The sequence below is a fragment of the Streptomyces sp. NPDC058145 genome (assembly GCF_042884245.1).
In the GTDB taxonomy this organism is placed as follows: Bacteria; Actinomycetota; Actinomycetes; order Streptomycetales; family Streptomycetaceae; genus Streptomyces.
The window spans coordinates 304,641-325,633 of record NZ_JBHVUH010000008.1 but is presented as its reverse complement, the minus strand read 5'-3'; the positions used below and the strand labels follow the sequence as shown (position 1 = coordinate 325,633).

Here is a 20,993-nt window from a genome sequence, read left to right as displayed (position 1 = left end):
CTTACTTCTCCTCGGTGGCGCGGGCGTGGGTGAGGGCGGGCTCGTTGCCGCCGAGCAGCAGGTACAGGACGGCCATCCGGATGGAGACGCCGTTGGCGACCTGCTCGACGACGGTGCAGCGGTCGGAGTCGGCGACCTCGGCGGTGATCTCCATGCCGCGGACCATCGGGCCGGGGTGCATCACGATGGCGTGCTCGGGCATCTTCGCCATGCGCTCGGCGTCGAGGCCGTAGCGCCGCGAGTACTCGCGCTCGGTGGGGAAGAAGGCGGCGTTCATGCGCTCGCGCTGGACCCGCAGCATCATCACCGCGTCGGACTTCACCAGCGTGCTGTCGAGGTCGTACGAGACCTGGCAGGGCCAGTTCCCGACGCCGACCGGCACCAGGGTGGGCGGGGCGACCAGGGTGACCTCGGCGCCGAGGGTGTGCAGCAGGTCGACGTTGGAGCGGGCGACCCGGCTGTGCAGGACGTCGCCGACGATGGTGATCCGCTTGCCGCTCAGGTCCTGGCCCAGTCCGGCGTCCCGGCCGACCAGGCGGCGGCGCATGGTGAACGCGTCCAGCAGGGCCTGGGTGGGGTGCTGGTGGGTGCCGTCGCCGGCGTTGACCACGGCGGCGTCGATCCAGCCGGAGGTGGCCAGGCGGTAGGGGGCTCCGGAGGCGCCGTGCCGGATGACGACCGCGTCGACGCCCATCGCCTCCAGGGTCTGCGCGGTGTCCTTCAGGGACTCGCCCTTGGACACCGACGACCCCTTGGCGGAGAAGTTGATGACGTCCGCGGACAGCCGCTTCTCGGCGGCCTCGAAGGAGATCCGGGTGCGGGTGGAGTCCTCGAAGAAGAGGTTGACGATCGTGCGGCCGCGCAGGGTCGGCAGTTTCTTGATCGGCCGGTCGGCGACCCGGGCCATCTCCTCGGCGGTGTCGAGGATCAGGACGGCGTCGTCGCGGGTGAGGTCGGCGGCCGAGATGAGATGACGCTGCATCTGTCAGGCTCCGTAAGGCAGTTCATACAGGGAGATTCGGTGCGGACCGGTGCGTGTACGGGCGCGCCGGGGCGGCCGTACGCCGGACTCGCTACTGGTCGGCCGGCTTCACACCGAGCAGCACGGTGTCGCGGCCGTCCTCCTCGGTGAGCTGGACCTTGACCGTCTCCCGCAACGACGTGGGGAGGTTCTTGCCGACGTAGTCGGCGCGGATGGGCAGTTCGCGGTGGCCGCGGTCGACCAGGACCGCGAGCTGCACCGCGCGCGGGCGCCCGATGTCGTTCAGGGCGTCGAGGGCGGCGCGGATGGTGCGGCCGGAGAAGAGCACGTCGTCGACGAGGACGACCAGCTTGCCGTCGATGCCGTCACCGGGGATCTCGGTGCGGGCCAGCGCACGCGGCGGGTGCATGCGCAGGTCGTCGCGGTACATGGTGATGTCGAGCGAGCCGACGGGGACCTTGCGGTCGGTGATCTGCTCCAGCTTGGCGGCGAGCCGCTGCGCGAGGAAGACCCCCCGGGTCGGAATGCCGAGGAGCACCACGTCGTCGGCGCCCTTGGCGCGCTCGACGATCTCGTGGGCGATGCGGGTCAGAACGCGTGCGATGTCGGGGCCCTCGAGCACGGGCCGCGCATCGGACGCGGAGGAACTGGCGTGTGTGTCCATACGAAACGGACCCCCTTCTCCGCCTCACGGGACGGACCTTAAAGGACGTCGGATTTGCGCCATCCACCGTATCAGGTCCCCGGGAGTCTCCGATCACCCGTCCGGCGTAATCGGCCGCCACCGGAACGGAAGAGTCGGGGTGGACCATTCGGCTTGACGCGCAAGAGTCACGCTGCGTAACCTCACAGTGAGTTACCAGCCGCGCGGCGGAAATCACAGCCGACCGCGTCGACACAGTGCCGGGGAGCTATATGTCCAGCGAATACGCCAAACAGCTCGGGGCCAAGCTCCGGGCCATCCGCACCCAGCAGGGCCTTTCCCTCCACGGTGTCGAGGAGAAGTCCCAGGGTCGCTGGAAGGCCGTGGTGGTCGGTTCCTACGAGCGCGGTGACCGTGCCGTGACCGTGCAGCGCCTGGCCGAGCTGGCCGATTTCTATGGCGTCCCGGTGCAGGAGCTGCTGCCGGGCACCACGCCCGGCGGCGCCGCCGAGCCGCCGCCGAAGCTGGTCCTGGACCTGGAGCGGCTGGCCACCGTGCCGGCCGAGAAGGCGGGCCCGCTGCAGCGCTACGCGGCGACGATCCAGTCCCAGCGCGGCGACTACAACGGCAAGGTGCTCTCGATCCGCCAGGACGACCTGCGCACACTCGCCGTCATCTACGACCAGTCCCCCTCGGTGCTCACCGAGCAGCTGATCAGCTGGGGTGTCCTGGACGCGGACGCGCGCCGCGCCGTGGCGACCCACGAAGAGGCCTGAGCCGCACAGCGCCTCAGCAGAAACGTGCCGCCGGGGTGGCCGGAACTCTACGGTTCCGGCCACCCCGGCGGCTTTGCGCGCCCTCTCAGGGCCTCCCGAGGGGGCACCGGCACACCACGCCACAGGGCCCGCGGCGATCGCTCACCGCGGGCCCTGTGGCGTTCGTCGTACCGTCTACGCCTCGTCCCGGCGCAGTGACGGCTTGAGTTCCTTCAGCCGGCCCAGGAGGCCGTTGACGAACGAGGGGGACTCGTCCGTGGAGAACTCCTTCGCCAGCTGCACCATCTCGTCCAGGACGACGGCGTCCGGGGTCTCGTCGACCCAGATCAGCTCGTAGGCGCCCAGGCGCAGGATGTTCCGGTCCACCACCGGCATCCGGTCGAGCGTCCAGTCCACCGCGTACTGCGCGATCAGCTCGTCGATCCGCTTCGCGTGCTCGGCGTAGCCCTCGACGAGTTGCATCGTGTACTCGCTCACCGGCGGCTGCCGGGTGTCGGACCGGGAGAGCCGGATCCAGTCGGCGAGGACCGTCAGGACGTCGGCGCCGCGCTGGTCGCCCTCGAAGAGGATCTGGAAGGCGCGCTTGCGGGCCGTGTTGCGGGCGGCCACGGTTAGTTGTTCACCCGGCCGAGGTAGTCGCTGGTGCGGGTGTCGACCTTGATCTTCTCACCGGTGGTGATGAAGAGCGGGACCTGGATCTGGTGGCCGGTCTCCAGGGTGGCGGGCTTGGTGCCACCGGTGGAGCGGTCGCCCTGGACGCCCGGCTCGGTCTCCTGCACGACCAGCTCGACGGCGGCCGGCAGCTCGACGAAGAGCACCTCGCCCTCGTGCTGGGCGACGGTGGCCGTGAAGCCCTCGATGAGGAAGTTGGCGGCGTCGCCGACGGCCTTGCGGTCGACCATCAGCTGGTCATAGGTCTGCATGTCCATGAAGACGAAGTACTCGCCGTCCATGTACGAGAACTGCATGTCGCGTTTGTCGACAGTGGCCGTCTCGACCTTGACACCGGCGTTGAAGGTCTTGTCGACGACCTTGCCGGAGAGCACGTTCTTGAGCTTGGTGCGCACGAATGCCGGGCCCTTGCCGGGCTTGACGTGCTGGAACTCGACGACGGACCAGAGCTGGCCGCCTTCGAGCTTGAGCACCAGGCCGTTCTTGAGGTCGTTCGTGGAAGCCACGGTTGCGGAATCTCCTGGACTGACGTACGACCCCGGGGCACGCACCTGCCTGCGGCTCCAGAGAGGTCCGGGTGCGTTCCCGCGTCGTTCGGTGCGTGCTCTCGGTGTGCCGGGTGAAGGTTCTCGTAGCGGGGCTACCAAGGCCTTCGGCCGGTGCGGCGAGAGTGCGTGCCGGGCGGCGTGGGGATGTGCCTGGACTTCGCTGGGGTCACTCAGAGGGCGAGCAGCTCCTTGGTCGTGATGGTGAGTAGCTCGGGTCCGCCGTCCGCCTCTGGGCGTACGACGAGCGTGTCATCGATCCGGACACCGCCCCGGCCCGGGAGGTGGACCCCCGGTTCGACGGTGACCGGCACGCAAGCGTCCAGTTTACCCATGGCGGCGGGGGCCAGCTGCGGGTCCTCGTCGATTTCGAGTCCGACGCCGTGTCCGGTCAGCGGTGGCAGTGCTTCCGCGTAGCCCGCGGAGTCCAGCACCTGGCGGGCCGCGCGGTCCACCTCACGGTACGCGGCACCCGGCATCAGGGACTCGCGTCCGGCCCGCTGGGCGGAGAAGACCAGGTCGTACAGCTCGATCTGCCATTCGGCCGGCGAGGTGCCGATGACGAACGTGCGGCCGATCTCGCAGCGGTAGCCCCGGTAGGTGGCCCCCAGGCAGACGGAGAGGAAGTCGCCCTCCTCCACACGCCGGTCGGTGGGCCGGTGCCCGCGCCGGCCCGAGTTGGGTCCGGTGGCCACGGAGGTGGGGAAGGCCGGCCCGTCGGCACCGTGGTCGACCAGCCGGCGCTCCAGCTCCAGGGCGAGGTGCCGCTCGGTGCGGCCGACCAGGATGGACTCCAGCAGTTCCCCGAGGGCCTGGTCGGCGATCTCGGCGCCGATGCGGAGGCAGGAGATCTCCTCCTCGTCCTTGACGACCCGGAGCTGCTCGACGGCTCCGCCGAGGTCGGCCAGGCGCAGCCGCGGGGCGACGGAGGACACGGCCCGGTACCGGGCCACGGTGAGGTCGTGCTCCTCCACGGCCAGGGCGTCGGTGCCCTGGACGTCGGCGAGGCCGGCCGCGGCGACCGCCGCGTCGCCCCCGGGCGAGGAGAGGACGTGCACTCGCACGTTCTCGTCCGGCCGTCCGTCGGCGGGGCGGTCTTCCGGGGGCGCGGCGCACACCAGGAGGTCCTCCGGCCCGCCGAGCAGCAGGACGGCGCCCTGGGGGGCGGCGCCCGCCAGGTAACGCACATTGGCGGGGCGGCTGACCAGGGCGGCGGGGGCGCCGGCCGCGTTGCAGCGCTCCCTCAGGCGGGATCGGCGGGTCGCGTGCACCTCTGACATGAGATGAGCGTAGGAGTTCTGGGCGAATTGTGCTGGTTGGGTGGGGCCGAGTGGGGCTCGGAGGGGGTGATGCCGCCGGTCACCAGCTCGGCGGGCTGGCCATCGCCCTGGCGAGGACCTCGTCCAGCAGCCGGGCCGTGCCCGGGACGTCCAGCTGGGAGTTGTCGATGATCGGCAGGCCCGAGCCGTACCAGCCCGCCATGCGGCCGTGGATCCTGGCCACCTCCTCGTCGGTGAGGCGGCGGTTGCCGGAGCGTTCGGCGTTGCGCTCCAGGACGATGTCGAGGCCCGGGAGCAGGACGACCGGGAGCAGGCCGGGGCCGACATGGCGCTTCCAGCCGCCGAGGCCCACGACCGGCCGGTCCGGGAAGACGGCGTCGTCGAGGATGCAGGAGATGCCGTTGGCCAGGAAGTTCCGGGCGGCGAAGCCGCAGGTCCGGCGGGCCAGGCGGTACTGAGCCTCGGAATGGTCGTTCCAGCCCGACTGGGGGTCGGCGAAGCCGGAGCGGACCCATTCGCGCACGTCGTCCAGGCTGATGTGGGCCGTGGGCACCCGCCGGTGATCCGCCCAGTACTTGGCGACGCTGGTCTTGCCGGCGCCCGCCGGGCCGATCAGCAGGATGGCCAGGGTGGTGGCCGCCGGATCGGGCGCGGGGGCGGAGGCCGGCGGCGCGACGGGCACACCGACGAGGCCGCCGGGCGGCAGCGGCACATGACCGGTGGAGTCCGGGGGCGGTGGGGCGGGGGCGTGCCGCGGGGCGGGAGGCCGCGCGTGCGACGGCGGCACCGGACCGGACGGAGGCACGGGCGCGGACGGAGGCACGGGTGCGGACGGAGGCACGGGCCCGGACGGGGGTACGGATCCCACTCCGGCTCCCGGGTAGCCGGGTGGCGGCGGAGGTACGGGTGCGGGACCCTGCGGGGCTCCCGGGTGGTGCGCGGCCGACGCCCAGCCGGCGTGTGGTCCCCGCCCCTGCTCGTGGGGCGGTGGCAGCGGAGACCCCACTGCGTGCTGCATCCGTTGCCACTCCGTCTCGTACACACATCTGGCACTGGCAGGCGGGTGCGGAGCCCGCTCTCCCCCACAGCCTAAAGGGCGTGGGAGGGACCCCCACCCGAACGGTACCGCCCCCGGCCGTCGTTTGGTGCAACGACCGGGGGCGGTCCGAAGTGCCCGTTCCGCAATGGGAATCGAACGGAGTGGTACAGCGGGGTACTTACTCCCCCACTTCTCCGTAGGCGGCGAGCAGGACCGCCGGGTCCGGGCCCTCCAGCACGGTCGGCTTGGCCAGTCCGTCGAGCACGATGAACCGCAGCAGGTCACCGCGGGACTTCTTGTCGACCTTCATCGTCTCCAGCAGCTTGGGCCACTGGTCGTAGCGGTAGTGCAGCGGCAGGCCGACCGCTTCGAGGACGGTCCGGTGGCGGTCCGCCGTCGCGTCGTCCAACCGGCCCGCCAGACGTCCGAGTTCGGCGGCGAAGTGCATGCCGACCGCGACCGCGGCGCCGTGCCGCCACTGGTAGCGCTCGTTCTTCTCGATGGCGTGAGCGAGGGTGTGGCCGTAGTTGAGGACCTCCCTGAGGCCCGACTCCCTCAGGTCGGAGGAGACCACCTCGGCCTTCACCCGGATCGAACGCTCGATCAGCTCGGCCGTGTGCGGTCCCACCGGGGTACGAGCTGCCTCGGGGTCGGACTCGATGAGGTCCAGGATCACCGGGTCGGAGATGAAGCCGGCCTTGATGACCTCGGCGAGCCCGGACACGTAGTCGTTGACCGGGAGGGAGTCCAGTGCGGCGAGGTCGCACAGCACACCGGCCGGCGGGTGGAAGGCGCCCACCAGGTTCTTGCCCTCGGCGGTGTTGATGCCGGTCTTGCCGCCGACGGCCGCGTCCACCATGGCGAGCACGGTGGTCGGGATCGCGATCCAGCGCACCCCGCGCAGCCAGGTCGCGGCCACGAACCCGGCGAGGTCCGTGGTCGCGCCGCCACCGACGCCGACGATGACGTCGGTGCGGGTGAAGCCGGACTGGCCGAGCGCCTTCCAGCAGTAGGCGGCGACCTCGGCGGTCTTGGCCTCCTCGGCGTTGGGCACCTGGACGGCGACGGCCTCGAAGCCCTGCTCGGCCAGGTCGGCGCGGAGCGCGTCGCCGGTCTCGGCCAGTGCCTCCGGGTGGATCACCGCCACCCGCTTGGCCTTCGTGCCGATCAGCCCGGCCAGCTCGCCCAGGAGTTGCCGGCCGATCAGCACCTCGTAGGGGTCGGTGCCCGCGCTGCCGGCGACCTGGATCCGGGTGACTGACTCGCTCATGCTTCTTTCAACTCCAGTGCGTCCAGCGCTGCTTGGGTGACCTCTTCGGGCGTGCGGCCGTCCGTCGCCACAACGGCGGTGGCGATCTCCTCGTACAGGTGCCGCCGCGCCTCCATCAGCTCGCGCCACTGCTTGCGCGGATTGACCGCGAGCAGCGGGCGGGCCACGTTGAGGCCGGTGCGCCTGACGGCCTCCTCCACGTCCATGGAGAGGTAGACCACCCGGTGGCCGGCGAGCAGCGCCCGGGTGTCCGCGTCGAGGACGGCTCCGCCGCCGAGCGCGAGGACGCCTTCGTGCCCGGCGACAGCCTGGTGCACCGCCCGCTTCTCGATGGCGCGGAAGACGGGCTCGCCCTCCTCCACGAAGATGTCGGCGATGGTCCGGCCCTCTGCGGCCACGATGTCCTCGTCGGTGTCCCGGAACCCGGTTCCGAGGCGCTCGGCCAGCAGCCGGCCCACCGTGGACTTGCCCACGCCCATCGGACCGACGAGTACGACGGCAGGCATCGCGCTCACCGGATCCTCAGGTTCTCGAGGTACGACCGGACGTTGCGGCTGGTCTCGGCCACCGAGTCGCCGCCGAACTTCTCCGCCACCGCGTCCGCGAGGACGAGGGCGACCATCGCCTCGGCGACGATGCCCGCGGCCGGCACGGCGGAGACGTCGGAGCGCTGGTGGTGCGCCTGGGCGGCCTCGCCGGTGGACACGTCCACCGTCTGCAGGGCCCGGGGCACGGTCGCGATCGGCTTCATCGCGGCCCGCACCCGCAGCAGCTCACCGGTGGTCAGACCGCCCTCGGTGCCGCCGGAGCGGCCGGACACGCGCCGGATGCCCTCGTCGGTCCGCACGATCTCGTCGTGCGCCTTCGAACCCGGCACCCGCGCGAGCTCGAAGCCGTCGCCGATCTCGACACCCTTGATCGCCTGGATGCCCATGAGCGCGCCGGCGAGGCGCGCGTCCAGCTTGCGGTCCCAGTGCACGTGCGAGCCCAGGCCCACCGGCACGCCGTAGGCGAGGATCTCGACCACGCCACCGAGGGTGTCGCCGTCCTTGTGGGCCTGGTCGATCTCGGCGACCATCGCCTTCGACGCGTCGGCGTCCAGGCAGCGCACCGGGTCGGCGTCCAGCCGCTCGACGTCGGCCGGCGTCGGGTAGACGCCCTGCGGGGCCTTGGCGGAGGCCAGTTCGACCACGTGGGAGACGATCTCGATGCCCGCGGTCTCCTTCAGGTACGACCGGGCCACCGCGCCGAGCGCCACGCGGGCGGCGGTCTCGCGGGCGGAGGCGCGCTCCAGGATCGGGCGGGCCTCGTCGAAGCCGTACTTCTGCATGCCGGCGAGGTCGGCGTGGCCGGGCCGGGGCCGGGTCAGCGGCGCGTTGCGCGCGAGCCCGTCGAGGATCTCGGGGTCGACCGGGTCGGCCGCCATGACCTGCTCCCACTTGGGCCACTCGCTGTTGCCCACCATGATCGCGACCGGCGAGCCGAGGGTGAGGCCGTGCCGGACACCACCGAGGAAGGTGACCTCGTCCCGCTCGAACTTCATGCGCGCACCGCGGCCATAGCCGAGCCGCCGCCGCGCCAGGTGGTCCGCCACCATCTCCGTGGTGATCGGCACGCCGGCGGGAAGCCCCTCCAGCGTCGCGACAAGTGCGGGACCGTGGGACTCCCCCGCGGTCAGCCAACGCAGCCTGCTCAACGGTGCTCCTCAGTGCTCGCGCCCGGTACTGCCCTGGGTACGCGTGTCCTCGCGTACGGCGACGACGTGACCGGGTGCGCGACCCCGGCCCGCCACCTCCGATCCTCCCACGTCCGAGGCCCTGATCCGGCGGCCGGTCCAGCAGGCGGACGCGATATCGGGCGGTCAGCGCCCGGCGAGCGCCTTCTCGCCGGCGTGCCGCATGGCCTCCAGAGGTGCCGGGGAGCGGCCGGTCATCCGCTCGACCTGCAGGACGGCCTGGTGGACGAGCAGGTCGAGGCCGCCGACCACCGCGCCCCCGAACATGGACCAGCGGGCCGCCAGCTCGGTCGGCCAGGGGTCGTAGAGCACGTCGAACAGAGTGGTGGGACGCTCCGGCACGGCGGCGGCGAGGGCGTCGGTGGTGCCGGCCGGGGTGGTGGCGATCACCAGCGGGGCGTGCAACGCCTGCTCGGCGTCCGCCCAGTCCACCGTGCGGACGTCCACCTCGAGCCGTTCGCCCCACTGCCGCATCTCGGCGGCGCGGGCCTCGCTGCGCACGTAGGCGACCACCTCACCGGTGCAGATCCGGGACAGCGCGGCGAGCGCGGACGACGCGGTGGCGCCGGCGCCGAGGATCGCCGCCGACTCGACCTCCTCGATGCCGTGTTCACGCAGCGCGGCCACCATGCCCGGGATGTCGGTGTTGTCGCCGACGCGGCGGCCGTCCTCGCCGAGGACGACCGTGTTGACCGCGTCGACGGAGGCCGCCGTGTCGCTGATCTCGTCCACCAGCGGGATGACCGCCCGCTTGAGCGGCATGGTCAGCGACAGCCCCGCCCACTCCGGTCCGAGCCCGTCGAGGAAGCCGGGCAGGGCGGCCTCGTCGATCTCGAAGCGGTCGTACGACCAGCCGCTGAGCCCGAGGGCGTCGTAGGCCGCCCGGTGCAGCACCGGGGAGAGCGAGTGGGCGATGGGCGAACCGAGCACGGCGGCCCGGCGGGCGTCAGTTGCCCGAGGAGGCATTGAACTTTTCCTTGAGCTGCTTGAATTCCTCGTACGTCTTGGCGAATTCGGTGTTGGTGGTGCCGTCCGTCGCCACGAAATAGAACCAGCCGTCGTGTGTCGGATTCAGCGTCGCCCGCAGTGCGTCGTCGCCCGCGTTTCCGATCGGACCGGGCGGAAGCCCCTTGTTGGTATAGGTGTTGTAGGGGCTCCGGTTGCTGTTGATCTCCTTCTCGGAGATATGGATGTTGCTCGTGCCCTTGAGGTAGTTGTAGGTCGAGTCGAACTGCAGCAACTGGTTGGTCTCGGTGTTGGTGGGCTTGAGACGGTTGTAGATCACTTCCGCCATCTTGCGGAAGTCGTCGTGCGTCTTGCCCTCCGCCTGGACCAGGCTCGCGACCGTGAGCAGCTCGAACGCGTTCTTCAGGCCCATGGCCTTCGCCTTTGCGGGCAGGTTGTACGGGGCGTACTTCTGCTTCGACTGGGCGACCATCTGCTTCAGGACCGCCTCGGGCTTCATGCCCTTCGCGGCCGGATACGTGGCCGGCCACAGGAAGCCCTCCAGCGGGTCCTGGACGGAGCCGCTGTTCTGCGCCCAGCTCGGCAGGCCGAGGTTCTTGTACTCCGCCTTGGCGATCTTCTTCGTGGTGCCGGCGGAAACACCGAGCTGTTTGTCGATGGCCTGGTACACCTGTGCGTTACGCTCGCCCGGCTTGACGAGCACATTGCTCTGGCTCCTGGGGTCCAGCATCAGCTGCACGGCACTGGCGGCGGACATCTCCTTCTTCAGGAGATACGCGCCGGCCTGGATGGTGTCCCCCTTGGGGTTCTGCCCCTGGGCGCTTACGAAAGCGTCGGCGCTCTTGACCACGCCCGCTTCCTTCAGCCGCCGCCCGATCTCCCAGCCGCCGGCGCCCTTGGGGATCTCGACGGTCACGCTCTCGCTGGTCCCCTCGCCCGCGTAGTCGGGGGCCGGGGCGAAACGATTTTGGTAGAACTTCCAGCCGAAATAGCCGGCTCCGCCGAGGCCCCCGCCGAACACCAGGCAGACGACCAGGCAGGCGCAGCCGTTGCGCCGTTTCTTGCCCTTGACGGGTTTCTTGCCCTTGCCCCGCCGCTCACGCCTGCTCTGCAGCTCGTGTTCGGTGTCGTCCTCGTCGTCCTCGCCGGTGAAGAAGGCGTGCTCCTCCTCGTCGGCCACGGGTTCCGGTTCCGGTTCGGGACGCCGGCGGCCGGGCGGCTCGGGCGGCGGGTAGGCGTCCTCGGTGCGGTAGAAGTCGTGCTGCTGCGCGGCGTAGGCGGCGGGCTGCTGGCCGTAGGGGTCGCCGGGATCGGGCGGGTACGGCACCTGGCCCTGGGCGCCGCTCGTGTTCCAGGCGTCCTGGTGCTGGTACTGCTGCTGGGTGTGCGCGGCGTACTGCTGGTCCTGGCCGGGGTACTGCTGGCCGTACTCCTGCCGGCCCTGCTCGGGGTAGTACGGGTACTGCTGCTGGTCGTAACCGGGCTGCCCGCCCTGGGTCCAGTCGCCGTGCTGCGGCTGCTGGGGGTACTGCTGCTGCGCCTGGCCGTCGTAGAGGGACTGCTGACCCGCGTGGGTCTGCTGCCCTCTCCATCCGTCGTCCCCGTACAACGGGTCCTCCGGATGCCACGGTTCGGGGCCAGGGCCCCGGCCATACTCAGTCATCGATCCCCTAGAGCCGCGAGGCGGACGGTCACGCGGCCGGGGCCGGATCCCGTTCCGCCTCTTGCTGTGCGGCGGCTGTTCGAACACCGCCGCATCGCGCGGAACGTTACCGTATCGCGATCAGATGACCACTTCGACGCCCTCGCCGGGTGCTTTGCCTGACACCCGTTCGGATTCCAGGGCCTGCTGCAGGATGATGACGGCGGCGGCCTGGTCGATCACGGAGCGGCCTTTCTTCGATTTGACCCCCGAGGCGCGCAGTCCCTGACTGGCCGTCACGGTCGTCATCCGCTCGTCCACCAGGCGGACCGGCACCGGTGCGATGCCCTTGGCCAGCTCCTGGACGAAGGCGCGGACCTTGGCGGCGGCCGGACCCTCGCCCCCCTTGAGGGAGCGAGGGAGTCCGACGACGACCTCGATCGGCTCGTACTCCTCCACCAGCTGCCGCAGCCGGCGGTGGGCGGCGGGGACGTCCCGGCCCGGGACGGTCTCCACCGGGGTGGCGAGGATCCCGTCGGGGTCGCACGAGGCGACCCCGATCCGGGCGTCCCCGACGTCGATCGCGAGCCGGCGTCCTCTGCGCATGTCCGGCCGCTCCCCTACTTCGCGGTCTCGGCGACGAGCCGCTCGACGGCGTCGACGGCCTCGCCGACCGCGGCCGGGTTCTGGCCGCCGCCCTGGGCGACGTCCGGCTTGCCGCCACCGCCGCCGCCGAGCGTCTTGGCGGCGGCGCGGACCAGGTCACCGGCCTTGAGACCGCGCTCGCGGGCGGCCTCGTTGGTGGCGATGACGGTCAGCGGCTTGCCGTTGTTGACCGTGAACAGGGCGACCACGGCGGCCCGGCCGCCCTGGATGCGGCCGCGCACGTCGAGGACCAGCTTGCGCAGGTCGTCGGGGGTCGTGCCGTCCGGGACCTGGCCGGTGACGAGCGCGACGCCCCGGACGTCCTTGGCGGACTCGGCGAGACCGGCGGCGGCCTGCAGCACCTTCTCGGCGCGGAACTTCTCGATCTCCTTCTCGGCGTCCTTCAGCTTGCCGAGCATGGCGGAGACCTTCTCCGGAAGCTCCTCCGGGCGGCCCTTGACCAGTTCCTGGAGCTGGGCGACGACCGTGTGCTCACGGGCGAGGAAGTTGTAGGCGTCGACGCCGACCAGGGCCTCGATGCGCCGCACACCCGAGCCGATCGACGACTCGCCGAGCAGCTTGACCAGGCCCAGCTGGGCGGTGTTGTGCACGTGCGTGCCGCCGCACAGCTCCTTGGAGAAGTCGCCGATGGTCACCACGCGGACGCGCTCGCCGTACTTCTCGCCGAACTCGGCGATGGCGCCCTGCTTCTTCGCGTCGTCGATGCCCATGACCTCGGCGTGCACGTCGAGGTCGCGGGCGAGCACCTCGTTGATCTTCTGCTCGACGTCGGTCATCACAGCCGTCGGGACGGCGGCCGGGGAGCCGAAGTCGAAGCGGAAGCGGCCGGGCTGGTTCTCGGAACCGGCCTGGGCGGCCGTCGGGCCGAGGGCGTCGCGCAGCGCCTGGTGGGTCAGGTGCGTGGCCGAGTGGGCGCGGGCGATGGCCTTGCGGCGCCGGGAGTCGATCGAGGCGTGGGCCTTGGCGCCGACGGTCACCTCGCCGACCTGGACAACGCCCTTGTGGACGTAGACGCCCGGGACCGGCTTCTGGCAGTCGCGGACCTCGATCACGGCACCGGAGTCGACCTTGATCCGGCCGGTGTCGCCGATCTGGCCGCCGCCCTCGGCGTAGAACGGGGTGCGGTCGAGGACGACCTCGACCTCGTCGCCCTCGGTGGCGGCCGGCGAGGAGACACCGTCCACCAGGATGCCGACGATCGTGGTCTCGCCCTCGGTGTCGGAGTAGCCGATGAAGTCGGTGGCACCGGCGGAGTCGGCGATCTCGCGGTAGGCGCCCATGTCGGCGTGGCCGGTCTTCTTGGCCTGGGCGTCGGCCTTGGCGCGCTCCCGCTGCTCCTTCATCAGGCGGCGGAAGCCGTCCTCGTCCACGGAGAGGCCCTGCTCGGCGGCCATCTCCAGGGTGAGGTCGATCGGGAAGCCCCAGGTGTCGTGGAGCAGGAAGGCCCTGTCGCCGGAGAGGACGGTGCCGCCGGACTGCTTGGTCTCGGTGACGGCGGTGTCGAGGATGTTGGTGCCGGCCCTCAGCGTCTTCAGGAAGGCGTTCTCCTCGGCGACGGCGACCTTCTCGATGCGCTCGCGGTCGGTGACCAGCTCCGGGTACTGCTGGCCCATCATGCCGATGACGACGTCGATCAGGTCGTTGACGACCGGGCCGGTGGCGCCGAGGAGGCGCATGTTGCGGATGGCGCGGCGCATGATGCGGCGCAGCACGTAGCCGCGGCCCTCGTTGCCCGGGGTGACGCCGTCACCGATGAGCATGGTGGCGGTGCGCATGTGGTCGGTGACCACGCGCAGGGAGACGTCCGAGCCGTGGGCTTCCCCGTAGGCCACGCCGGTCAGCTCGGTGGCCTTGTCGATGACGGCCATGGAGGTGTCGATCTCGTACATGTTCTGCACGCCCTGCAGAATCATGGCGAGCCGCTCGAGGCCGAGGCCGGTGTCGATGTTCTTGCTCGGCAGTTCGCCGAGGATCTCGAACTTGTCCTTGCCGGTGCCCTCGCCGCGCTCGTACTGCATGAAGACGAGGTTCCAGATCTCCACGTACCGCTCGTCGTTGACGGCGGGGCCGCCCTCGACGCCGAACTCGGGGCCGCGGTCGTAGTTGATCTCGGAGCAGGGGCCGCAGGGGCCGGGGACGCCCATGGACCAGTAGTTGTCCTTCATGCCCAGGCGCTGGATGCGCTCCTTGGGCACACCGACGACGTCGTGCCAGATGCGCTCGGCCTCGTCGTCGTCCTTGTAGACGGTGATCCACAGGCGCTCGGGGTCGAGGCCGTAACCGCCCTTGTCCTGGGGCGAGGTGAGCAGCTCCCAGGCGTGCTTGATGGCACCTTCCTTGAAGTAGTCGCCGAAGGAGAAGTTGCCGCACATCTGGAAGAACGTGCCGTGCCGGGTGGTCTTGCCGACCTCTTCGATGTCGGGCGTGCGCACGCACTTCTGCACGCTGGTGGCGCGCGCGAAGGGGGGCTTGACCTCACCCAGGAAGTAGGGCTTGAAGGGCACCATGCCGGCGGGGACGAGGAGCAGAGTCGGGTCGTCCGCGATGAGCGACGCCGAAGGGACGACGGTGTGCCCGCGCTCCTCGAAGAAGCTCAGCCAGCGGCGGCGGATCTCGGCCGACTCCATCAGTGGTCCTCATTCCGGTTGTGCGAGTACGTCGTGTTCTCGATGTACTTCGGGTTGCTGCGGTTGTCCTCCAGGGCGGCGTACCGCCCGGGCGCGGGGAGTTCGGGGTCGGCGTCGATGCCCAGCGCCTCCCCCAGTTCGGCCTCCCGCCGGGCCATGTTGTCGCGGACGTCGAGCGCGAAGCCGACCGCGCCGTCCTTCAGTCTCCGGCCGGTCTCCAGGGCCTTGTTGGCCGCGGTGGCGGCGAGGCTCTCCGGAGTCAGCTGCCTCAGCTTGCGGTTGACCTTGGTGGTGGCCCACACACCGGCGGCGACGCCAGAGGTGAACCAGAACGTACGGCGGAACATCGCTGGGTCTCAGTCCTTCTTCCGCTTGCGTCGTGCGGCGGGAACCGTGCGGCCCACGATCACCGTGCGCCGGGGCGGCTTCGCGGGCGCGTCCTCCCTGCGGCCGCCCAGGGCCCGGCGCACGCCGTAGCCGAAGGCGGCGACCTTGACCAGCGGGCCGCCGAAGGTGGAGGCGACGGTGGTGGAGAGCGCGGAGGCGTTCGACGTGACTTCCTGGACGTCGGAGGCGATCGCGTCGACCCGGTCGATCTGGGTCTGCGCGGAGCGCACGGCCGCGGAGGCGTCCGCGAGCAGGGGGACGGCCTGGTCGGTCACATCCGCCACGAGCTTGGTGGTCGCCTTGAGCGTCTGGGCCACCCTCACCAGTGCGACGGCGAGGAAGGAGACCAGGATCGCCCAGAAGACGGCCACCAGGATCCCGGCCACCTCTCCACCGGACACTGTGCGCACCCGCTCCCTGAAACGTGCTCTGAACATCGGAACCATGAGAAAAGCAGTGCACCGAGCCTATCGCGCCGGTGGTGGGGCTCCGTACCGGATTACCGTCGGCGGCGGGTGGAGTCGCGGGAAGCGATTGTACGGAATGAACACGGTTCAGTACGCTCCGTGTCCCATGCGAGGTCCTCAGCGCCCCGGCCCGTGCGCGGACGGCGATCCGCCCCTTGAACTCACCGCCTTCGTCGGGCGCTCGGCCGAACTCGACGGGCTGGCCGAGACGATGGCGGCGGCCCGGCTGGTGACGGTGACCGGCGCCGGCGGGGTGGGCAAGTCCCGGCTCGCCCTGCGGGCGGCGATGCGGCCGGCGGCCGGGGGCGGGGTGTCGCGGGTCGAGCTGGCGCCGGTTCAGGACCCGCTGTTCGTCGAGTACGCGGTGGCGGAGGCGCTGGGTCTGACCGACCACACCACCCGGCCGCTCCGCGAGACGCTGCTCGGCCATCTGGCGGGCCGCCGCTTCCTGCTGGTGCTGGACGGGTTCGAGCATCTCGTGGAGGCCTGCGCCGAGCTGGTCGCGGAGCTGCTGCGCAGGCTTCCGGAACTGCGGGTGCTGGCCGTGGGACGGCGTCCGCTGGGACTGGCGGGCGAGCGGCTGTTCCCGCTGGCGCCGCTCGGCGCCGACGAGGCGGTGGAGTTGTTCGCCGACCGGGCCCGGCAGCACGGTGCCGAGGTGGCGGACTGCCCCGCGGTGCGGGAGCTGTGCCTGCGGCTGGAGGGGATCCCGCTGGCGGTGGAGCTGGCCGCGGGGCGGCTGCGGGCGCTGTCCCCGGCCCAGTTGCTCGAGCGTCTCGACGACCGGTTCCGGCTGCTGACCGGCGGCGGCCGGGACGCCCTGCCGCGGCACCGGACGCTGCGCACGGCGATCGGCTGGAGCCATGAGCTGTGCACTCCGGCCGAACGGCTGCTGTGGGCGCGGCTGTCGGTGTTCGCGGGGACCTTCGACCTGGACGCGGCCGAATACGTGTGCAGCGGCGACGGGCTGCCCGCCGAGGACGTCCTGGACGTGCTGTCGGAACTGCTCGCCCAGTCGCTGGTGACCCGCGATGAGACGGCGACGGGTCCCCGTTACCGGATGCTGGACACCGTCCGCGCCTACGGCGCCGACTGGCTGGAGGCCACCGGGGACACGACCCGGCTGCTGCGGCGGCACCGCGACTGGTGCCTGGGCCTGGCCACGATGTGCGAGCTGGACTGGTTCTCGCCGCGGCAGCGGGAGGTGGCCGCGCGGGTCGAGGCGGAGCTGCCGAACCTGCGGGGCGCCCTGGAGTTCTGCCTCACCGAGCCGGAGGAGGCGCATCTGGGCCAGTACCTGGCGGGCTCGCTGTGGTTCTGCTGGGCGGGCTGCGGGCGGCTGTCGGAGGGGCGGCGCTGGCTGGAGCGCAGCGTGGAACTGGAGTCGGGGTACGAGCGGTCGCGGCTGAAGGCGCTGTGGGTGCTCGGATATGTGGCGATCCTGCAGGGCGACACCGTGCCGGCGCTGGCGGCGCTGCGGGAGTGCCGGGAGCAGGCGGAGCGGGTCGCGGACGGCACGGCGGTGGCGTACGCGGAGCACCGCACGGGCTGTCTGGCGCTGGTGACGGACGACATGGCGCGGGCGGAGCGGCTGCTGCGCTCGGCGCTCGGGCGGTACCAGGAGATCGGCGAGCTGAACAGCAACGTCCTGATGAGCCAGGTGGAGCTGGCGATGGCGCGGGCGTTCCAGGGCGACCTGGCGGACGCGGTACGGCTGTGCGAGGACGTGCGCCGGGTGTGCGAGGACCACGGGGAGCACTGGGCCCGCTCGTACGCGCTGTACGTGCTGGCGTACGCGTCCTGGCGGGACGGGGACCAGCACCGTGCGCGGGAGCTGCTCGTGGACTGTCTGGGCGACGCGCACGCCTTCCACGACCTGCTCGGCTCGGTGCTGTCGCTGGAGCTGCTGGCCCTGGTGACGGCGTCCCAGGGCGACCCGGCCGAGGCGGCGGTCCTGCAGGGTGCCGCGGGCCGGCTGTGGCCGTCGGTCGGGCTGCCGCTGTTCGGCTCGGTCCACTACAACGCCCCGCACGAGCTGTGCGAGGCGGCGGCCCGGCGGGCCCTCGGCGACGAGCGGTACGAGGAGCTGCTGGGCGAGGGGGCCCGGCTGGGCCGGGAGGCGGCCGTGGCCCGGGCGCTGGCACACGACGGGGTCGGGCCGCCGCACGGGGTGCCCGGCCCGCGCGGACCGGTGCCGCACGCGCGCGGGGAGGCCGGGAAACGCGAACCCGCCGCCTCCCGCACCCTGAAGGGCGGGGAGGCGGCGGGCGGAGTGCCTACGCCGTGACCGGGATCAGCGGGCGTAGTACTCGACGACGAGCTGCTCGTCGCAGATCACCGGGATCTCCTTGCGGTTCGGCTCGCGGTCCAGGCGGAACGCCAGGGCCCTGAGGTTCACCTGCAGGTAGCGCGGGGTCTCACCGTCGGGGGCGAAGCCACCCTCACGGGCGACCTGGAAGAGCGTCTTGTCCTTGGAGCGGTCGCGGACCTGCACGACGTCGTCCGGACGGACACGGAAGGACGGCTTGTCGACCTTCTGGCCGTTGACCTGGATGTGGCCGTGGACGACCATCTGGCGGGCCTGGTAGATCGTGCGGGCGATGCCCGAACGCAGGACCAGCGCGTCGAGACGGCGCTCGAGCTCGATGATCAGGGCCTCACCGGTCTTGCCCTGGACCTTGGAGGCACGCTCGTAGGCGCGGACGAGCTGACGCTCGGACACGTCGTACTGCGCGCGCAGACGCTGCTTCTCGAGCAGACGGACCTTGTAGTCCGAGTTCTGCTTGCGGCCGCGGCCGTGCTCACCCGGCGGGTAGGGGCGGGCCTCGAAGTACTTGACGGCCTTCGGGGTCAGCGCGATGCCGAGGGCACGCGACTTCTTGACCTTGGGGCGGGACTGGTTCGCCACTGTCTGTTTCTCTTTCCTGGATTCGGCTTGTCAGGGTTGAGGGAGGTCGCATCCGCAGCCGGGGAAACCCGCCGGGTCCGCTTGGGACCTGCCGGGCAGCCGCTCCCCTGATCTGGGCACATACGTGCAGCACGCGAGTGGCCCACCGACCGCTCCCGAAGACTCCGGGTGGTGGTGGGCTGCCCGCGACACCGTTCGACGGTGCGCGACGCTCCTGGAGCCGGTCCTCGAAGGACCGGGCCTCCGGCTGGCTGTCCCGCTCTGACTGCGCGGGACTCAGCACTTCGGGGCAGTCTACAGGCTGCTCAGGGCCGCTTGCGACCGAGGTGCTTCCGCGTCCACTCCACCGCGTCCGCGTACCGGGCCTCCGCGCCGTGCCGGGTCGGGGCGTAGTACTCGCGGTCCTTGAGGGCGTCGGGGGCGTACTGCTGCTGGGCGATGCCCTCGGGCAGGTCGTGCGGGAACACGTAGCCCTGGGCGTGGCCGAGCTTGGCCGCGCCCTTGTAGTGCCCGTCCCGCAGGTGAGGCGGGACGGGGCCGGCCTGTCCCTTGCGCACGTCGTCAAGCGCGGCGCCGATCGCGGTGGTGGCGGCGTTGGACTTGGGGGCGAGCGCGAGGGCGATGGTGGCGTGGCTGAGGGTGAGGGCTGCCTCCGGGAAGCCGATCATGGCGACGGCCTGGGCGGCGGCGACCGCTGTGGGCAGGGCGTTCGGGTCGGCGAGGCCGATGTCCTCGCTCGCGGAGATCATCAGGCGGCGGGCGATGAACCGGGGGTCCTCGCCGGCCTCGATCATGCGGGCCAGGTAGTGCAGCGCGGCGTCGACGTCGGAGCCGCGGATGGACTTGATCAGGGCGCTGGCGACGTCGTAGTGCTGGTCGCCGTCGCGGTCGTACTTCACCGCGGCGCGGTCGACGGTCTGCTCGAGCGTCTGCAGGCTGATCTCGCTCTCGCCCTTGTCGAGGGCGGCTCCGGCGGCGGCCTCCAGCGCGGTCAGGGCGCGGCGGGCGTCGCCGCCGGCGATGCGCAGGAGGTGGTCCTCGGTGTCGTCGGGCAGGGCGACGGCGTCCCTCAGACCGCGCTCGTCGGTGAGGGCCCGCTTCAGCAGCCCCCGGACGTCGTCGTCGGTGAGCGGTTCGAGGGTGAGCAGCAGGGAGCGGGACAGCAGCGGGGAGATCACCGAGAAGTACGGGTTCTCGGTGGTCGCCGCGATCAGGGTCACCCAGCGGTTCTCGACCGCGGGGAGCAGGGAGTCCTGCTGGGCCTTGCTGAAGCGGTGGATCTCGTCGAGGAAGAGGACGGTCTCCTTGCCGAAGCCGCCGGTGGCGCGGCGGGCGCCGTCGATGACCGCGCGGACCTCCTTGACGCCCGCGGTGATGGCCGACAGCTCCACGAAGCGCTTGTTGGTGGCCTTGGACACTACGTACGCCAGGGTCGTCTTGCCCGTGCCTGGCGGGCCCCAGAGGATCACCGAGGACGGTCCGGCGGGGCCGCCCGCGCCCTCACCCACCAGTCGGCGCAGGGGCGAGCCGGGCTTCAGCAGGTGCTGCTGGCCCACCACCTCGTCGAGGGTGCGCGGGCGCATCCGCACCGCCAGGGGGCTGGCGGCGGGGTCCTTCTCCTGGCGTTCTTCTGCTGCGGCGGTAAACAGGTCGGGCTCCACGCAGAAACCCTAAAACACCGCACTGACAGTCCGGCGCGGGCGGTCAGCCGGCCGTCAGCCGGTCCAGAAGTCCCACCATCGGGTGAGCACCAGCATGCCGATGACGCCGACGTGCAGGACCGGCACGACCCAGGTGAACTCGCCGAAGAAGGACTTCAGCCAGCGCGGGGAGGGCAGGAAGTCGTTGCGGACGTTGAACGAGGTCACGTACCAGAACATGACGATCGTGGCGACCCAGGCCAGCGAGCACCACAGGCAGAGCGCGTTGATCCGGTACAGGGACTGGAACTGCAGCCAGGTGCAGAAGGCGACGCCGAAGAGCGTGCCGAAGTTGAAGGTCAGCCAGTACCAGCGCGGAAAGCGGGCGCGGGCCAGCAGGCTCATGCCTACGCAGATGACGATGCCGTAGCAGACCAGGCCGAGCATCGGGTTGGGGAAGCCGAAGACGGCGGCCTGCTTGCTCTCCATGACGCTGCCGCAGGACACGACCGGGTTGAGACTGCAGCCGGGGGTGAAGGTCTTGCCCGCGACCTTGGCCTCGAGGATCTTGAACTTGTCGAGCGTGATGACCCAGGCGGCCAGCAGCCCGGCGGCGCCGGTGATCACCAGCAGGATGGCGAAGGCACGGCTGCCGCCCGCCGCGCGCGGTGCGCCGGCGGCCTGCCCGGACCCGGGCTCGCTGGAGACGTCCTTCACTGTCGTCTTGCTCATCACGCCGATTCCGTCA

General features: G+C 71.2%; 20 protein-coding genes. 2 read left to right on the top strand and 18 right to left on the bottom strand.

Going from position 1 to position 20,993, the window contains the following annotated elements; translation table 11 throughout:
- Position 1: 1 nt before the first annotated feature.
- Together ACFVVO_RS20470 and pyrR are read right to left on the bottom strand one after the other, a co-directional pair.
- A complete protein-coding gene (locus ACFVVO_RS20470; protein WP_390056733.1) occupies positions 2-982 on the bottom strand; it encodes an aspartate carbamoyltransferase catalytic subunit in 981 nt (326 codons plus the stop codon).
- 91 nt (positions 983-1,073) lie between these two features.
- On the bottom strand, positions 1,074-1,646 hold the full coding sequence (gene pyrR, locus ACFVVO_RS20465) for a bifunctional pyr operon transcriptional regulator/uracil phosphoribosyltransferase PyrR (protein WP_390056732.1): 573 nt from the start codon (positions 1,644-1,646) through the stop codon (positions 1,074-1,076).
- Positions 1,647-1,897: 251 nt separating this feature from the next.
- Here pyrR and bldD point away from each other — a divergent pair, with 251 nt between their 5' ends.
- Positions 1,898-2,401, top strand: a complete 504-nt coding sequence (bldD, locus tag ACFVVO_RS20460) for a transcriptional regulator BldD (RefSeq protein WP_014671524.1) — start codon at positions 1,898-1,900, stop codon at positions 2,399-2,401.
- Positions 2,402-2,575: 174 nt separating this feature from the next.
- On the opposite strand, the gene nusB is transcribed toward bldD, so the two are convergent.
- The 13 genes from nusB to ACFVVO_RS20395 all read right to left on the bottom strand — a co-directional run bounded on the left by nusB (position 2,576) and on the right by ACFVVO_RS20395 (position 15,640).
- On the bottom strand, positions 2,576-3,010 hold the full coding sequence (nusB, locus tag ACFVVO_RS20455) for a transcription antitermination factor NusB (RefSeq protein WP_390056729.1): 435 nt from the start codon (positions 3,008-3,010) through the stop codon (positions 2,576-2,578).
- 2 nt (positions 3,011-3,012) lie between these two features.
- Positions 3,013-3,579, bottom strand: a complete 567-nt coding sequence (gene efp / locus ACFVVO_RS20450; RefSeq protein ID WP_390056728.1) for an elongation factor P — start codon at positions 3,577-3,579, stop codon at positions 3,013-3,015.
- A 212-nt stretch (positions 3,580-3,791) separates the two neighbouring features.
- Positions 3,792-4,898, bottom strand: coding sequence for an aminopeptidase P family protein (locus ACFVVO_RS20445; RefSeq protein ID WP_390056726.1), 1,107 nt, complete (start codon positions 4,896-4,898; stop codon positions 3,792-3,794).
- 79 nt (positions 4,899-4,977) lie between these two features.
- Positions 4,978-5,916, bottom strand: a complete 939-nt coding sequence (locus tag ACFVVO_RS20440) for a Pro-rich N-terminal domain-containing protein (protein WP_390056724.1) — start codon at positions 5,914-5,916, stop codon at positions 4,978-4,980.
- Between the two features lie 199 nt (positions 5,917-6,115).
- Positions 6,116-7,207: a 3-dehydroquinate synthase gene (aroB, locus tag ACFVVO_RS20435; protein ID WP_390056722.1), complete on the bottom strand. Its 1,092-nt coding sequence runs from the start codon at positions 7,205-7,207 to the stop codon at positions 6,116-6,118.
- A complete protein-coding gene (locus ACFVVO_RS20430; protein ID WP_390056720.1) occupies positions 7,204-7,722 on the bottom strand; it encodes a shikimate kinase in 519 nt (172 codons plus the stop codon). The genes aroB and ACFVVO_RS20430 overlap by 4 nt, the downstream gene beginning before the upstream one ends.
- Complete coding sequence (gene aroC / locus ACFVVO_RS20425; protein WP_390056718.1) at positions 7,719-8,903, bottom strand: chorismate synthase; 1,185 nt, start codon at positions 8,901-8,903, stop codon at positions 7,719-7,721. The genes ACFVVO_RS20430 and aroC overlap by 4 nt, the downstream gene beginning before the upstream one ends.
- A 165-nt stretch (positions 8,904-9,068) precedes the next feature.
- Complete coding sequence (locus ACFVVO_RS20420) at positions 9,069-9,908, bottom strand: shikimate dehydrogenase (RefSeq protein WP_390056716.1); 840 nt, start codon at positions 9,906-9,908, stop codon at positions 9,069-9,071.
- Entirely contained in the window at positions 9,889-11,571 is a 1,683-nt protein-coding gene (gene mltG, locus ACFVVO_RS20415) for an endolytic transglycosylase MltG (protein ID WP_390056714.1), read from the bottom strand. The genes ACFVVO_RS20420 and mltG overlap by 20 nt, the downstream gene beginning before the upstream one ends.
- A gap of 120 nt (positions 11,572-11,691) precedes the next feature.
- A complete protein-coding gene (gene ruvX / locus ACFVVO_RS20410) occupies positions 11,692-12,156 on the bottom strand; it encodes a Holliday junction resolvase RuvX (RefSeq protein ID WP_358938222.1) in 465 nt (154 codons plus the stop codon).
- A gap of 14 nt (positions 12,157-12,170) precedes the next feature.
- Positions 12,171-14,843 carry an alanine--tRNA ligase gene (gene alaS / locus ACFVVO_RS20405; protein WP_390056713.1) on the bottom strand — a complete coding sequence of 891 codons (2,673 nt, stop codon included), beginning with the start codon at positions 14,841-14,843 and terminating at the stop codon, positions 12,171-12,173.
- Complete coding sequence (locus ACFVVO_RS20400) at positions 14,843-15,190, bottom strand: hypothetical protein (RefSeq protein WP_390056711.1); 348 nt, start codon at positions 15,188-15,190, stop codon at positions 14,843-14,845. Before ACFVVO_RS20400 ends, alaS begins: the two co-directional genes overlap by 1 nt.
- Before the next feature lie 9 nt (positions 15,191-15,199).
- The gene (locus ACFVVO_RS20395; protein WP_390056887.1) at positions 15,200-15,640 is read right to left on the bottom strand and encodes a DUF948 domain-containing protein; all 441 of its coding nucleotides are present in this window, start codon (positions 15,638-15,640) and stop codon (positions 15,200-15,202) included.
- 163 nt (positions 15,641-15,803) lie between these two features.
- Between ACFVVO_RS20395 and ACFVVO_RS20390 the strand changes: the two genes are divergently transcribed.
- Entirely contained in the window at positions 15,804-17,984 is a 2,181-nt protein-coding gene (locus ACFVVO_RS20390; RefSeq protein WP_390056710.1) for an ATP-binding protein, read from the top strand.
- Positions 17,985-17,990: 6 nt separating this feature from the next.
- Here the strand turns inward: ACFVVO_RS20390 and rpsD are convergent, their stop codons facing one another.
- The 3 genes from rpsD to ACFVVO_RS20375 all read right to left on the bottom strand — a co-directional run bounded on the left by rpsD (position 17,991) and on the right by ACFVVO_RS20375 (position 20,977).
- Positions 17,991-18,605, bottom strand: coding sequence for a 30S ribosomal protein S4 (gene rpsD, locus ACFVVO_RS20385; protein ID WP_121789752.1), 615 nt, complete (start codon positions 18,603-18,605; stop codon positions 17,991-17,993).
- Positions 18,606-18,910: 305 nt separating this feature from the next.
- Positions 18,911-20,266 carry a replication-associated recombination protein A gene (locus ACFVVO_RS20380; protein ID WP_390056708.1) on the bottom strand — a complete coding sequence of 452 codons (1,356 nt, stop codon included), beginning with the start codon at positions 20,264-20,266 and terminating at the stop codon, positions 18,911-18,913.
- A gap of 54 nt (positions 20,267-20,320) precedes the next feature.
- Positions 20,321-20,977, bottom strand: a complete 657-nt coding sequence (locus ACFVVO_RS20375) for a vitamin K epoxide reductase family protein (RefSeq protein WP_390056706.1) — start codon at positions 20,975-20,977, stop codon at positions 20,321-20,323.
- Positions 20,978-20,993: the final 16 nt, after the last annotated feature.